The sequence below is a fragment of the Agrobacterium sp. 33MFTa1.1 genome (genome assembly GCF_004328495.1).
In the GTDB taxonomy this organism is placed as follows: Bacteria; Pseudomonadota; Alphaproteobacteria; order Rhizobiales; family Rhizobiaceae; genus Agrobacterium; species Agrobacterium pusense.
In genome coordinates, this window is record NZ_CP036359.1 from 1,278,953 (window position 1) to 1,293,422 (window position 14,470).

Annotated in this window: 16 protein-coding genes; 9 read left to right on the forward strand and 7 right to left on the reverse strand. The window is 60.6% G+C overall.

Annotation, left to right across the window (positions count from 1 at the left end; translation table 11 throughout):
- Positions 1–19 precede the first annotated feature (19 nt).
- Positions 20–790 carry a class II glutamine amidotransferase gene (locus EYD00_RS19695; protein WP_022563444.1) on the reverse strand — a complete coding sequence of 257 codons (771 nt, stop codon included), beginning with the start codon at positions 788–790 and terminating at the stop codon, positions 20–22.
- Entirely contained in the window at positions 791–1,504 is a 714-nt protein-coding gene (locus EYD00_RS19700) for an aspartate/glutamate racemase family protein (RefSeq protein ID WP_006698095.1), read from the reverse strand.
- A gap of 166 nt (positions 1,505–1,670) precedes the next feature.
- On the opposite strand from EYD00_RS19700, the gene EYD00_RS19705 reads away from it, so the two are divergent.
- Complete coding sequence (locus EYD00_RS19705; RefSeq protein WP_003508584.1) at positions 1,671–2,132, forward strand: Lrp/AsnC family transcriptional regulator; 462 nt, start codon at positions 1,671–1,673, stop codon at positions 2,130–2,132.
- A gap of 17 nt (positions 2,133–2,149) precedes the next feature.
- On the opposite strand, the gene EYD00_RS19710 is transcribed toward EYD00_RS19705, so the two are convergent.
- From EYD00_RS19710 to EYD00_RS19720, 3 genes are all read right to left on the reverse strand, one after another.
- Positions 2,150–3,133: an aldose 1-epimerase gene (locus EYD00_RS19710; protein WP_022563445.1), complete on the reverse strand. Its 984-nt coding sequence runs from the start codon at positions 3,131–3,133 to the stop codon at positions 2,150–2,152.
- Between the two features lie 149 nt (positions 3,134–3,282).
- Positions 3,283–4,176, reverse strand: a complete 894-nt coding sequence (locus EYD00_RS19715) for an NAD(P)-dependent oxidoreductase (protein ID WP_034500261.1) — start codon at positions 4,174–4,176, stop codon at positions 3,283–3,285.
- Between the two features lie 85 nt (positions 4,177–4,261).
- Positions 4,262–5,017, reverse strand: coding sequence for an SDR family oxidoreductase (locus EYD00_RS19720; RefSeq protein WP_022563447.1), 756 nt, complete (start codon positions 5,015–5,017; stop codon positions 4,262–4,264).
- A 40-nt stretch (positions 5,018–5,057) separates the two neighbouring features.
- Between EYD00_RS19720 and EYD00_RS26215 the strand changes: the two genes are divergently transcribed.
- The 8 genes from EYD00_RS26215 to cydX all read left to right on the forward strand — a co-directional run bounded on the left by EYD00_RS26215 (position 5,058) and on the right by cydX (position 13,739).
- Entirely contained in the window at positions 5,058–5,186 is a 129-nt protein-coding gene (locus EYD00_RS26215) for a hypothetical protein (RefSeq protein WP_286084891.1), read from the forward strand.
- Positions 5,187–5,231: 45 nt separating this feature from the next.
- Entirely contained in the window at positions 5,232–6,263 is a 1,032-nt protein-coding gene (locus tag EYD00_RS19725) for an L-idonate 5-dehydrogenase (protein ID WP_034500219.1), read from the forward strand.
- 459 nt (positions 6,264–6,722) lie between these two features.
- Positions 6,723–7,301, forward strand: coding sequence for a GbsR/MarR family transcriptional regulator (locus tag EYD00_RS19730; protein ID WP_022563449.1), 579 nt, complete (start codon positions 6,723–6,725; stop codon positions 7,299–7,301).
- Between the two features lie 13 nt (positions 7,302–7,314).
- Entirely contained in the window at positions 7,315–9,102 is a 1,788-nt protein-coding gene (cydD, locus tag EYD00_RS19735) for a thiol reductant ABC exporter subunit CydD (RefSeq protein WP_502685807.1), read from the forward strand.
- Entirely contained in the window at positions 9,099–10,784 is a 1,686-nt protein-coding gene (locus EYD00_RS19740) for an amino acid ABC transporter ATP-binding/permease protein (protein WP_022563451.1), read from the forward strand. The genes cydD and EYD00_RS19740 overlap by 4 nt, the downstream gene beginning before the upstream one ends.
- Positions 10,785–10,852: 68 nt before the next feature.
- On the forward strand, positions 10,853–12,430 hold the full coding sequence (locus EYD00_RS19745) for a cytochrome ubiquinol oxidase subunit I (protein WP_006698090.1): 1,578 nt from the start codon (positions 10,853–10,855) through the stop codon (positions 12,428–12,430).
- Between the two features lie 6 nt (positions 12,431–12,436).
- The gene (gene cydB / locus EYD00_RS19750) at positions 12,437–13,594 is read left to right on the forward strand and encodes a cytochrome d ubiquinol oxidase subunit II (protein ID WP_004437800.1); all 1,158 of its coding nucleotides are present in this window, start codon (positions 12,437–12,439) and stop codon (positions 13,592–13,594) included.
- 22 nt (positions 13,595–13,616) lie between these two features.
- Positions 13,617–13,739, forward strand: coding sequence for a cytochrome bd-I oxidase subunit CydX (gene cydX, locus EYD00_RS19755; protein ID WP_006698088.1), 123 nt, complete (start codon positions 13,617–13,619; stop codon positions 13,737–13,739).
- 85 nt (positions 13,740–13,824) lie between these two features.
- Here cydX and EYD00_RS19760 read toward each other — a convergent pair whose 3' ends face one another.
- On the reverse strand, positions 13,825–14,013 hold the full coding sequence (locus EYD00_RS19760) for a hypothetical protein (RefSeq protein ID WP_004437805.1): 189 nt from the start codon (positions 14,011–14,013) through the stop codon (positions 13,825–13,827).
- A 21-nt stretch (positions 14,014–14,034) separates the two neighbouring features.
- Entirely contained in the window at positions 14,035–14,460 is a 426-nt protein-coding gene (locus EYD00_RS19765; RefSeq protein WP_004437809.1) for a DUF3597 domain-containing protein, read from the reverse strand.
- Positions 14,461–14,470: the final 10 nt, after the last annotated feature.

Sequence of the window (14,470 nt, forward strand, 5' to 3'; positions counted from 1 at the left end):
GCGGCCAGCAAAGCCGGGATTACGGAAGGAAAAAAGCCTGTGTCGTCATTTTTCCGGCGCGGATCGTCACGCTGGTATTTGGTGGAACGGCGCACCAGGGAGCACAATCGAAGGAAAAGGGTTCCGAACTCAACGCAATGCCTTCGTCCAGACCGCGCCAGTAAAGTGTCGGCGGCTTGTCATCGCTTGACCAGCGGAAGGCGTGAACGCAATCACCATCCATCAGAACGGCGCTGAATCTCAATGCGGAAGAGACACCTGCCGCCATCATCTTTTCCTGGCAAAGCCGCAGCGCGGTAGAGATGGCATTGACCGGGTCCACCTCAAGGCCATGGCCGGCGGCAATCAAGAAGATCGCTTCGCTATCGCCGGTGCCGCGTCGGGATGCATAGATGTCATCGGGGATAAGGGAATCGATATCGCGCCTGATCTGCTCATAGCCACCGATCTGGCCGTTATGCATGAAAAGGTATTTCCCATGCGCAAAGGGGTGGCAATTGGCGCGCGAGACTTCGCCCGACGTGGCGGATCGCACATGCGCCATGAACATGCCCGATCGAAGCTGGTGGCAAAGTGCTGCGAGATTGGCGTCTGACCAGGCGGGGCGCGTGTCGCGAAAGACGCCGGGCGTTCCGCGTTCGCCATACCAGCCAAGGCCGCAACCATCACCATTAACGACGGTCTTGGCTTCCCTTGCTGCCATGGACTGGCTGACCAGCGAGGCTTCCGGCTCGATCAGCAGGCTGTCGAGCCAGACCGGTTCACCGGAATAGGCAAAGAGGCGGCACATTCATGCAGCTCTATCGAATGCCTTGTCTCCGAGCGCAAAACCGACGGCGGCCTTCGCGTGAATGGCGGTCGAATCGTAACCCGGCAGCGGCAGGGCGTCGGGATCGATCAGCAGGGAAATTTCGGTGCAACCGAGAATGACGGAATCAACGCCGAGTGCGCGAGCCTTCTCGATGACCGCAAGATAGCGGTCACGCGAGCAGGACTTGATCTCGCCCTGGCACAATTCACCGAAGATGATGTCGTGGATGGCGGCCCTGTCTTCGGCATCCGGCACGACCACGTCGACGCCGTGGCGGCGCATCCGGTCCGTGTAGAAACCGTGTTCCATCGTGTAGCGGGTGGCGAGCAGCAGCGGCTTGCGGCGTCCGTCCGTTTTCAGGGCGGCTGCGGTCTCGTCGATGATGTCAATCAGCGCCACGCCGGACATTTTCGCAACGGTGTCGGCAACGAGATGCATGGTATTGGTGCAGATCAGTACACAATCGGCGCCGGCATTGGCAAGGCGCGCGCCTGCTGCACCCAGAAGCGCGCCGGCCTCATCCCAGCGGTCTGCCTTCTGAAGGGCGACGACCTCGGAAAAATCGAGCGAATGCATGACGATATCGGCCGAGACCAGACCGCCGCGGCTGTCGCGAACCGCCTCGTTGATCATGCGGTAATAGGTTGCGGTGGATTCCCAGCTCATGCCGCCGATCAGGCCGATCCGTTTCATAAGAGTTCCCTTTTCAACTTTGATTGAAATAAGAATGCCATCGTCGCAACGAAAACGGCATGCGTTTTTGCGCAGTTTTCGTGGCCTGGATGCAAACTCGGCGCGCTTTCTGTCCCGATGTCGCAAATTTCTTGCGCGCTTCCATTAACCCGTGCATTGTTCACTGATGATTGATGACCGCGACCGCCGAATCCTTGCGATTCTCCAGGAAAATGCCGAAACCCCGCTCGCCGATATCGCAGAGGAAGTTTCCCTGTCGCTATCGGCCTGTTCGCGCCGCATCACGCGGCTACGAACGGAAGGTTACGTGACAGGCACCATGGCGCTGCTCGACCGGCGGAAGATCAATCTTCCGACCACGGTTTTCCTGCTGGTAAGAACGGGCCTTCATGCGGAGGACTGGCTGGACCGGTTCCATGCCGCGGTCAGCACCATCCCTGAAATCGTCGAGGTTCACCGGCTCACCGGCAATTTTGATTATATTCTGAAGCTCGTACTGCCGAATGTCGAATATTACGACACGGTCTACAAACAGATTCTGCGCCGCGTGCAGCTTTACGACATGTCCGCCTATATCTCCATGGAGACGGTGAAACTGTCGTCTTCGCTGCCGACGACGCATATCTGAGGGCTATCGAACCTTGATCAGCGTGCTGCCTTGAAACGGACGCCAAAGCGGAAGCTTCGCGTCTCGCCCGGTTGCAGCGTGATTGCATCCGCGAGTTCCGTCTGGTTGAAGGCGTTGGTCGGCGTTTCCACGGGTTCGAGCGCGATGGAGCGCCGCCTGTCGCGTGCGAGCGTATCCCCGGTAAAGACATGCATGTGCCCACGCTCCTGCCAGATCGTCAGGCTTGAGCCGTCATGCGGGTTTTCGAGCCTCGTCTCGTAAAGCCCGTTTGCGGATGCAATCAGATCGGTGAAACAGGCATCGACCACATGCCCGGCCAGCGGGGTATGGAGAAAAAGGGTGTCGTTCCGTTTGAGTAACCCGCCCTGTGGGTTTCGCAGGGGGATGAGATACTCGTTTGTTTCAATTGCTGTTCGCGAAGGCAGAGTGAGGAGAAGGTCGTCGATGGACGTGGTGCCGGGCAGGCGGAAATAGGGATGCCAGCCGGCGGCGAAGGGCAGGGGCCGGCCGTCGCGGTTGATGCCGCGTATGTCGATGGTAACGTCACGGCCGACGAAGCGATATTCCACTTCGATGGCGAGACGGTAAGGGTAACCGCTGAAATCCGCAGGCGATATTTCGGCACGGAAGATGAGAGTATGAGTGCCGTTTTCCTCCGATGACTGGGCGAGGACGAAGGGCAGGGCTCTGGCAAATCCGTGGAAGACGAGGGCTTCATGGGCAAGCACCGGCTCAATGCGGTGCGTCTGCCCGGCAAAACTAAACCGACCATCCAGGATGCGGTTGGAGAAGGGCGCGAGAATGCCGTTCCTCACGCCATTTTGGGACTGCATTTCGGCGGGCGTCGAATATCCGTCGACGAGATTTTCGCCTCCGCTGCCATCGGCAGAGACCGGCCGCCAGCTCAGAAGCGTCGCCCCTTGATAAGCGATTTCGGCAATGAAACCGGTTCCGGAAACGGTCAGACTGGCAATTCCCGTGCCTGTCGCGGAGGTGGTCATCGGGAAATTGTCCTTTGCATACATGCGTCTGCTGTCATCGGGGCCACTGCCGTGCCGATTCGCCTGATCATCTTCGCTGAAAGACAATTTCGCAATGGCTCGCAGGGACTGTATCAACAGGCTCCTGCCATCCCCTGTCTGCCGGTCAATCAGTCCGGAAAGCTTCGCTTTGCGCCGCTGAAAAACTCCATAAGCGCTGCCTGGTCCTCTCCACCGAGCCCTGCTGCCGTGAGCATCCGGTGCACCTCGGCGCAAACAGCCGTCAGCGGCATGGCCGTGTTGGTGCGTCGGGCGAGATCCTGCGCGCCGTTCAGGTCCTTCACCATATTGTCGATCCGGCCGGTGCGGCGGTAATCCCTTGCCACGTAACGCGGCATGTACTCCTGCAGGATGGCGCTGTCGGCGCGGCCACCCTTCAGTGCCTGCGGAATTTTTGCGGCATCGACGCCGGCGTCCAGCGCCAGTTGCGTCGCTTCCGCTACAGCAAGGAAGTTCAGACCGCACAGAACCTGGTTGATGAGTTTCGTGGTCTGCCCTGCGCCGCAGGGTCCCATATGGGTGTAATTGGTGGCCACATGTCGCAGCACGCGATGCGCATCGGCCACATCCTTTTCGCTGCCCCCGGCCATAAGCGTCAGTTGGCCGACAAGCGCCTTGGGCGCGCCGCCCGAAAGCGGGCTGTCCACCCAGCGCAGGTCCTTTTCGGCGGCATCGGCTGCAAGTTCCTTTGTGGCTTCCGGATCGATGGAAGACATGTCGATGATGAGCGTGCCGGGCTTCGCCCCCGCCGCGACGCCATCCTTGCCGAAGACGGCGATGCGAACGATTTTCGGCGAATTGAGGCTGAGAATGACCACATCGGAAATCGACGCTGCTTCCGCCGCTGTGCTCGCGCTCTGCGCGCCGAGGCTCGTCAGTGCCGCCACCTTTTCCGCATCCAGATCGAAAACCGTCAGCTGATTGCCGGTCTCTATGAGCCGTGTCCCGATCGCCCCGCCCATGGCGCCTGCGCCGATCAGTGCAACTTTGTTCTTCTCGGTCATGGTGGTCACGGCCTCCTCCCAAAGCGTCGTGGTGTCGTCGTTCAAGCCCGGATGGCGGTGCAGCCGGCCATCCGGGCCTGGGGTGTCAAAGCGAGGCGGTAATGCCGCCGTCGACGTAGAGAATGTGGCCGTTCACGAAGGATGAGGCATCGGACGACAGGAAAATGCAGGCGCCGACGAGCTCTTCGACCTTGCCCCAGCGACCGGCCGGCGTACGCTTTTCAAGCCATGCCGAAAAGGTCTCGTCCGCAACAAGGGCGGCGTTGAGCGGGGTGTCGAAATAACCGGGCGCAATGGCGTTACACTGCAGTCCATATTTGGCCCAGTCCGTCGCCATGCCTTTTGTCAGGTTGCCAACGGCACCCTTGGTGGCGGTGTAGGGGGCGATGCCGGGGCGGGCAAGGGCGGTCTGCACGCTGGCGATGTTGATGATCTTGCCACGGCCGCGGCCGATCATGTGGCGCGCGGCAGCCTGCCCGGCGTGAAACACCGAGGCGACGTTGGTTTGCAGCAGGCGCTCGAAGGCATCCGCCGGAAAATCCTCCAGCGGCGTTCGGTGTTGCATACCGGCATTGTTGACGAGGATATCGATGGGGCCGACCTCCGCTTCGAAACGGTCGATCGCCTCGCGCACCGCGCCGTGATCGGTAGCATCGAAGGCAAGCGTTCTGGCACCCTTGATGCCCGCTGCCGCCGCCTTCAGCTTCACCTCATCGCGCCCGTTCAGCACCACTTCCGCCCCTGCTTCCGCCAGCCCGTGCGCCAGCGCCAACCCGATGCCCTGGGACGAACCCGTGATCAGGGCGCGGCGGCCGGAAAGATCGAACAAATTAAGGCCCACTGTTTCCTCCAGTCTCTCGACATTGCATTCTTGAAAGTATATGTTACCGATAACATTCATCCGTTTGAGGGCGGATGTCAAGGCTGATGCGCCCGCTTTCGGTACGTATCGGGCGGGTGGCGAACTGACAAGGCGCGTCGAGGCGCATCTTGCGGCAGCAATGGGATGAAGAATTTTATGCGCCATAATGGCGCGCGCTTGAACGGGAGTTGTCATGAAAGCGATTGTCGCCCACGGGGCAAAGGATGTGCGCATCGAAGACCGGCCGGAGGAAAAGCCGGGACCGGGTGAGGTGCGGCTCCGTCTGGCCAGGGGCGGAATCTGCGGCAGTGATCTGCACTATTACAATCATGGCGGTTTCGGCGCCGTGCGGCTGCGTGAACCGATGGTGCTGGGCCATGAGGTCTCCGCCGTCATTGAGGAACTGGGCGAAGGCGTCGATGGGCTGAAGATCGGTGGTCTGGTTGCGGTTTCGCCATCCCGCCCGTGCCGAACCTGCCGCTTCTGCCAGGAAGGCCTGCACAACCAGTGCCTGAACATGCGGTTTTATGGCAGCGCCATGCCTTTCCCGCATATTCAGGGCGCCTTCCGCGAGGTCCTGGTGGCCGATGCCCTGCAATGCGTGCCGGCCGATGGCCTGAGCGCCGGTGAGGCCGCCATGGCGGAACCGCTGGCGGTAACGCTGCACGCCACCCGCCGAGCCGGTGATATGCTGGGAAAACGTGTGCTGGTCACGGGCTGCGGCCCGATCGGTATCCTCTCCATTCTGGCCGCGCGCCGCGCCGGTGCATCTGAGATCGTCGCCACCGATCTTTCCGATTTCACGCTTGGCAAGGCGCGTGAGGCGGGTGCGGATCGCGTCATCAATAGCAAGGACGAGCCCGACGCGCTTGCCGCCTACGGTGCGAACAAGGGAACCTTCGATATTCTCTATGAATGCTCAGGCGCCGCCGTGGCGCTTGCCGGCGGCATCGCGGCGCTTCGCCCGCGCGGCATCATCGTCCAGCTTGGCCTTGGCGGCGATATGAGCTTGCCGATGATGGCGATCACCGCCAAGGAACTCGATCTGCGCGGTTCCTTCCGCTTCCATGAGGAATTCGCAACCGGCGTTGAATTGATGCAAAAGGGCCTGATCGATGTCAAACCTTTCATCACCCAGACCGTTGATCTCGCCGATGCCATCTCGGCCTTCGAATTCGCTTCCGACCGCAGCCGCGCCATGAAGGTTCAGATCGCTTTCTCGTAAGCAAGGTTTCTACGTGCGAATACGCCGACGTTTCGATTGGCGGCGGGTTATCCCGCCGCCAATTTTTTTGGGCTGATTGTTGGTCGTAGCGACTCGCGTAGATGTTATCGATATCATCGACTGCTTCGGAGACTTCATTCCGGCCTTGAGCCGGAATCCAGCCGACACGCGTCTGCGCGACGAGAGAGTCCTTGCGGCCCAAGGACTTGGGCTGGCTGGATTCCGGCTCAAGACCGGAATGACGGAGGGAAAGTGACGGACGCCAGCAAACGCTCCAGCCTGTCATACCCCCAACACGACTGCCGCATATTTTGCCCGGACTGCACCCAGGACCGTCTATACCAGCGTCGTCTCTGCCCATTTGCACATTTTGACGCAGGTCAAAAAGGTGATTTGCCGCCAGTCGATTTTTGCGTTATCGAAATTTCAGAAATTACTGAAAATTCAGAAGGAAGAGAAATGCCTTCCAATCTCTCTCCACTCGTTCAGTCCTTCGTGCTGCATTTCGGTGAGATGGGCAGCCGCTGGGGCATCAACCGCACTGTCGGCCAAGTTTATGCTCTGCTTTACATATCGCCACAGCCGCTCTGCGCGGACGATATTGTGGAGGCGCTCGGCATTTCGCGGTCCAACGTGTCGATGAGCCTCAAGGAACTGCAAGCCTGGAACCTGGCAATCCTCAAGCACTTCCCCGGAGACAGGCGTGATTTTTTCACGACGCCTGAGGATGTCTGGCACATCCTGCGAACGCTTGCTGAGGAGCGCAAGAAACGCGAAATCGATCCGACCCTCAGCGTGCTTCGGGAAATCCTGATGGAAACGCCGGAAAACGAAGATGAGCGTCATGCGCAGAGGCGTATCGATGAGATGAAGACGCTGATCGAGCAGCTCACGGGTTGGTATGACGATGTGAAAAGGCTGGAGACGGAACGGCTGGCTTCTCTTCTGGCGCTCGGCTCCAAAGTCACCAAGCTTCTGGAGGCCAAGGACAAGATCGTTTCCCTTGGTCGGCCCCGCGTCGCGAAAAAGGACGGCTAAGGCGATCATGACCATGTCAGCCCAGACCCCTCCCTTGGCCGACAGCCGCGATGACGGCTGTTCCGCGCCGGTTGCACTGTCGCTCGGTACGCGGCGGGTCTTTTCCATTCCTGGCCGCAAGCCCCGCGCCGATAAAGCGCCCACCCCGCAAAAAATGCACGCACCGGCGGCGGCAAGATCGGCTTCCCTGCTGCATGTTCTCGTTTCGCTGTTCTGGTTGCTACAGGCGGGTCTGCTTGCCTTTTCCGTCGGAAAAATTGCTGATGGTGCGCCAATGATGGCGCTCCTGCCGCCGGCTGCCGCCATTTTTCTTCTCGGTATCCTCAAGGCCCTTCTGGAAAAAACCGCAGCGCGCATGTCGTTCCGTATAGCGCGGGCGGCTCTTTCGCAGCGGCGGCTGGAAGCGCTCCACGCCCTCGCCAGGGTCTCCCCGCTCGACCTCTCGCGAACGGCTTCCGGTGAGGTGGCAGCTGTCGTCGCCGAAACGTCGGAGGCACTGGTGCCCTATCTTTCCCGTTTTCAGCCGGCAAGGATGAAGGCAACGATCGTTCCCGTGGCATATGCCCTCGTCATCCTTCCGTTCAGCTGGATCGCGGCGCTGGTGCTTTTGCTTGCCATGCCGACCATTCCGCTGTTCATGGCTTTGATTGGCTGGCAGGCCAAGGCCGCCAGTGAAAAGCAGCTTGTTGAGGCCGGCAATATGAACGCCTTCCTGCTCGACCGGCTGCGCGGGCTGGAAACGATTCGGGCGCTGGAAGCGGTCGATCTAACGGCCACACACCTGAGCGCCGATGCGCAGAATCTCAAGAAGCGAACGATGGCGGTGCTCAGGATCGCCTTTCTCTCATCGGCAGTGCTTGAGCTTTTCGCGGCGCTCGGCGTCGCCATGACCGCCGTTTACATTGGTTTCCATCTGCTCGGCTTTCTCGATTTCGGCGCGTGGGGTCAGAAACTGACGCTTGCCGAAGGTCTTTTCATCTTGCTTCTCGCGCCAGCATTTTTCGAGCCTCTGCGGGAATTGTCCGCCGTCTGGCACGACCGGGCGGCCGGCGAGGCTGCGCTCGGCGCGCTCGACAATCTGGCGAAGGGTGGGGCGGCTATTGCAGGCACGGGCAAGGACGCGCCGGACGTGACAGTTGCGACGCCGGCAACCGTGGATATGCATGACCTGACCTTCGCCTATCCCGGTGCATCGCCCGTGCTTCGAAATTTCGATTTCAATGTCCGGGCGGGTGAAACAGTGGCACTTCTCGGACCCTCCGGTTGCGGCAAATCCACGGTGCTCTCCCTTATTGCCGGGCTCGCCAAGGCACAGGGCGGCACGATAAAAATCGGCGGCACCGTACTCGGCGATGAGACGGCGGACATACTGCGCAAATCCATCGGGTGGATTGGCCAGAAGCCGTTTTTCACAGCCGGCTCGCTGGAGGCGAACATTCGCTTCGGCCGGGCCGGCATCACGCGGAGCATGGTTGACAAGGCGCTTGAAAGCACCGGCCTCGATCAATTGTCGTCTTCCCGCGGGCATCTGCCGGTGGGAGATGGCGGCCATGGCATTTCCGGCGGTGAAGCGGTGCGGCTCGCCATTGCCCGTGCCTTCGCCGACCCCGCCGCACGGCTCATTCTGGCCGATGAGCCAACGGCGCATCTCGACCGCGAGACGGCCGAACTCGTTACGGAAAACCTGCTGCAACTGGCAAAGGGAAGGACGTTGATCGTCGCGACCCATGATCCGGTGCTGGCCGCGCGCATGGACAGGGTCGTGGATATGGCGGCGGTGAGATCGGGAGATCCCTCATGATGTCACGCTTCGCCATATTGAAACCCGTTATCGCCCTCTTCTGGTCGGCACGGAGCGGCATGTTGCTGGCCGGTGCGGTTCTTGCGGCGACTACAGTGCTGGCTGGCATCGGTCTGCTTGGCATATCCGGCTGGTTTATCACGGCCACCGCCATTGCCGGCCTGCTTCCGGCGACAGCTTATGCTTTCGACGTTTTTGCACCTTCAGCCGCCATTCGCCTTCTCGCGCTGGCCCGCACCGCCGCGCGGTATGGTGAGCGCATGACGACCCACGAGGCCACGCTTTCCATCCTCGCGGCACTTCGGGAAAAGCTGTTTCGCGGTTTTGCAGCGCCGCAGGCGGCGAAAAATCTCCAGGCAAGGCCGGCGCGCCTTTTGAACCGGCTGACAGCGGATATCGATGCGCTGGATTCACTCTACCTGCGTGTGCTGCTTCCCGCGGCCGTCGCGGCCCTTGCGGCGATCGCAACCGGCATCTGGCTTGCTTTCATCGATCCGCTTGCCGGTCTTCTGGCTGCATTGTTTCTTGTCGCTTCCGGCCTCGGTATTGCGGTGCGCGCAGCTGTGCGGGCGGAGAAATTCTCGCGCCGAAGGGCGGTCGGTCTGGAGGCGCTACGCGCTCGCGCGGCGGATCTTGTCGGCGGGCAGGCGGAACTGCTCGTGGCCGGCCGGCTTGCCTCACAGGTCGAGGCGGTGAAACGGGCCGATGATTATCTGCTCGATTGTGATGAAGCTTTGAACCGCATTGAGACGAATGCCGGGTTTTCCTTCGGCGTTGCAACGGCGGTACTTTTGAGCGCGACGCTTCTCGGCGTGGCCTGGCTGGCGGAGCAGGAAAAGCTCGGTGCGCCCGCCGCGGCGCTTGGCCTGCTGGTCTGTCTGGCAGCGCTGGAGCCGTTCACGGCGCTGCGCCGTGGTGCGATGGAACTGGGACGAACGCTTTTTTCCGCACGCCGCATTGCACCACGGCTCGCGCCTGCAGCTGCGTTGCACTGTCCGCCCCTGCCGGCTGGCGGCATTGCGGCCAAGCTTCAGGGCGTGCGCCTCGAACGTGAAGGCAAAGTAGTGCTGACCGGTATCGAGCTTGAGATCTGCGCCGGAGAAAGGCTTGCGATCGTCGGTCCAAGCGGCGCGGGCAAGACAAGCCTCATCCAGCTGCTGGCGGGCGAATTGCAGCCGTCGGCAGGCACGGTCAGCGCGCTGCCGTCCAGCCCTATGACACAGAGAAGCCAGATCTTCCGCGACAGCATCGCCGACAATCTAAGGCTGGCAAATCCTGCCGCGACCGAGAGCCAGTTGTGGGAGGTCCTCACGGCGGCGGGCCTTGCCGAACACGTCAAGGCCATGCCGGGTCGACTGGAGGCGAGGCTTGGCGAAGCGGGACAGGGGCTTTCCGGCGGCCAGTCGCGCCGGCTTGCGCTGGCCCGCTTCCTGCTCACCGACAAGCCCCTCTGGCTTCTCGACGAGGTGACGGAAGGGCTGGACGGCGAGACCGCCCGCGACGTGCTTGCCCGCCTGTTTGCCTCGGCGGAGGGCAGGACCGTCGTGGTCATCACCCATAATCGCCGCGAGGCGGAATTCGCAGACCGCATCGTCGTGCTGAAAGAGGGGCGTCAATTTGATGAATGTCAAAGCGGCACTCCGGAATACGGCGTAGTGCTGAACACATTGCGCCCGGACTGAGATTTTTTTGAGAGCCGGCGTCGTCTTACAAATGGAAGGCCGGCCTTCCGGAAAAGGTGGATAAGACCATGGAACTCGACATAGTGGCGCTGTCGCGCCTGCAATTTGCGGTGACGGCTCTCTATCACTTTCTGTTCGTTCCCCTGACGATCGGACTATCGGTGGTGATCGCCATCATGGAAACGGTCTATGTCATGACCGGCCGCACAATCTGGCGGCAGATGACGAAATTCTGGGGCACCCTGTTCGGTATCAATTTCGTGCTGGGCGTCTCCACGGGCATCGTCATGGAATTCCAGTTCGGTATGAACTGGAGTTACTACAGCCATTATGTCGGCGATATCTTCGGTGCGCCGTTGGCGATCGAGGGCATGATGGCCTTCTTCCTGGAAGCCACCTTCGTCGGTCTGTTCTTTTTCGGCTGGGATAAACTGTCGAAGCTCGGCCATCTCGTCGCGACATGGTGCGTGGCCCTCGGCTCCAATTTCTCAGCGCTTTGGATATTGATCGCCAATGGCTGGATGCAGAACCCCACGGGCTCCGCCTTCAATCCCCAGACCATGCGCATGGAAGTAACTGACTTCTTTGAAGTCCTGTTCAACCCGGTGGCGCAGGCGAAGTTCGTTCACACGGTTTCCGCCGGTTATGTCACGGCATCCATCTTCGTGCTCGGCGTTTCCGCCTGGTATGTGCTGAAAGGCCGCCATGTCGATCTTGCCAAACGCTCGATGACGGTTGCTGCCTCATTCGGCCTGGCGTCCGCGCTGTCCGTCGTCGTGCTGGGTGATGAAAGTGGTTATCTTTCGACCGAACACCAGAAGATGAAGCTCGCCTCCATCGAAGCCATGTGGGAGACGGAGCCTGCGCCGGCCCCGTTCACCGCCATCGGCTTTCCGGATCAGGAATCGCGCGAGACACATTTTGCCGTGAAGATCCCGTGGGTCATGGGCCTCATCGGCACACGCTCGCTCGATACGGAAATTCCCGGTATCAACGATCTCGTGGAGCAGGCCAAAACCCGCATCCGCGACGGCATCAAGGCCTATGATGCCCTGATGCAGATTCGCGCCACCGGCAAGGGCGCCGAATTGCCGGAAGAGGTGCGCGGCACCTTCGCGGAACTCGGCCATGAGCTCGGTTACGCCCTGCTGCTGAAACGCTACGTGGACGATCCTCGTCAGGCGAGCGAAGAGCAGATCGCCAAGGCGGCGGCGGATACCATCCCGCATGTGCCGACGCTCTTCTGGTCGTTCCGCATCATGGTTGGTCTCGGCATGTTCTTCATCCTTCTGACCGCGACCTTCTTCTATCTTTCGGCCCGCCGCCGGCTGGATCATTACCCGTTGCTGCTGAAGGTGGCGGTATTCGCCATTCCGCTGCCATGGATCGCGGCGGAAATGGGCTGGGTCGTGGCCGAGTTCGGCCGCCAGCCATGGATCATCGAGGGCGTGTTGCCGACCGCAGCCGCCGTCTCCAGTCTCAGCGCGTCCACTGTCCTCATCACGCTCCTGTGCTTCATCGCCATCTACACGGTGCTGTTCATCGTCGAGATGGGCCTGATGTTGAAAGCGATCCGCAAGGGCCCCGATCCGGACCATCAGCCGGAAGCGCCGCTCGTTCCTGAAAAACTCGTCGCTGCGGAGTAAACGATCATGATATTGCACCAACTCATCGACTACGAAATCCTCCGCATCATCTGGTGGCTGCTGCTTGGCGTGGTGCTGATCGGTTTTGCCGTGACCGGCGGTTTCGATCTCGGCACCGGCGCGCTGTTGCCCTTCGTGGCGAAAACGGATGTGGAGCGGCGTGTCGTCATCAATTCCATCGGCCCGGTCTGGGAGGGTAATCAGGTCTGGCTCATCCTTGGTGGCGGAGCGATCTTCGCGGCCTGGCCGCCGCTATATGCGGTGTCATTCTCGGGGTTCTATCTGGCCATGTTCGCCACCCTGTTTGCACTGATCCTGCGGCCGGTCGGTTTCAAATATCGGTCCAAGCGCGAGAGCACCGCATGGCGCACCGGCTGGGACTGGGCGCTCTTCATCGGCGGCTTCGTTCCTTCGCTTATCTTCGGCGTGGCGATCGGCAACGTACTGCAGGGTGTTCCCTTCCACCTCAATGACGATCTCAGGATTTTCTATGACGGGACGACGCTGTTTGAACTTCTGAACCCCTACGCCATTCTCTGCGGGCTTGTATCCGTCGCCATGCTGGTCATGCATGGCGCCGCATGGCTGGTACTGAAAACGGATGGTCCGGTGGCGGCCCGCGCCCGCAGTTTCGGCTCCGTCGCCGCACTTGCCACCACCGTTCTCTTCGCGCTTGGCGGCGTTCTTCTGTGGCTTGGTATCGATGGTTATCGCTTCACCTCGGAAGTCGTGACCGATGGACCGTCCAATCCCTTGTCAAAGACGGTGGAGATTGCAACCGGGGTCTGGTTCTCCAATTATGCAGCGCATCCATGGATGATGCTGGCGCCGGCCCTCGGCCTTGTTTTTCCGCTCGTCGCATTGCTGTTGTTGACGCTGCGCCGGGAGGTGATGGCGCTGCTTGCCAGTTCGCTCGCAATCTTCGGCATCATCTCGACGGTGGGCCTCACGATGTTTCCTTTCATCCTTCCGTCTTCGGTCGATCCGAAATCGAGCCTGACGGTATGGGACGCGTCCTCCAGCCATATGACGCTGTTCATCATGCTGGTCGTCGCCCTCATCTTCATCCCGATCATCGTCGCCTACACCTCGTGGGTCTATCGGGTGCTGTGGGGCAAGGTGGATGAAAAGGCGATCCGCGATGACAGCGGTCATGCTTATTGATCAAGAAAGAAGGAGATCGAACATGTGGTACTTCGCCTGGCTGCTCGGCCTGCCTCTCGCCGCCATCTTCGCCGTCATGAATGCGATGTGGTATGAGTTGATGGAAGAAAACGCGAAAAAGGCCGAAGCCAAGCTGGATAGATAGCGGCTTGATGTGCGCGACACGAAAGGGGCGGCATCCAAACCGGATGCCGCCCCTTTTTTAATGCCGGTGCCCGCTAGGCGCTGCTTCAGTGGATAGCAATACCGCGCTTGTCCGCTTCTTCCTTGATAATGTCTTCGACGATGGTTCGCTTCAGACCCGGATCTCCCAAAAGGTAATCGTCGGCGATTTCGAAGATCGATTTCGGGTTCTCCGTTCCCTGCAGGGTGTCGAGATCGCGACCGATCTGCTCCCTCAAGCTGGAATAGTCGTCCATGGCGGCCTCCCGTTTATCGGTTCAGTCCAGAAGTTCGGCCGGAACCTTGCCGCCGTTTTCGGAGAGTTTCTTGATGACGGCCTTGTGCAGCCAGATGTTCATGGTCGCCGAATCCGAGGTATCGCCGGTGTAACCGAGTTCGCTGGCGAGTTCCTTTCGGGCGGTCAGGCTGCTGTCGAGGTCGAGGGCCTTGAGAAGGTCGACGATGGAGTGCTTCCAGTCCAGCTTCTGGCCGTTTTTCTTGACCGCCGCATCCAGGATGGACGCTACATCGACGTTGCCGGTAGAAGCCGGTGCCGCCGTTGTCGGTGCAGGTGACGCCGGTGCGGCAGGGGCTGCTGCAGTTGTGCTGGCAGTGCCCGTCGGCGTGCCGGCCGGAGCCGAAGTCTGTGGGGCGGCTTCTGCCTTGCCGAAAATCGCGTTCTTGATCTTGTCGAAAAAGCTCATTCTGTCCTCC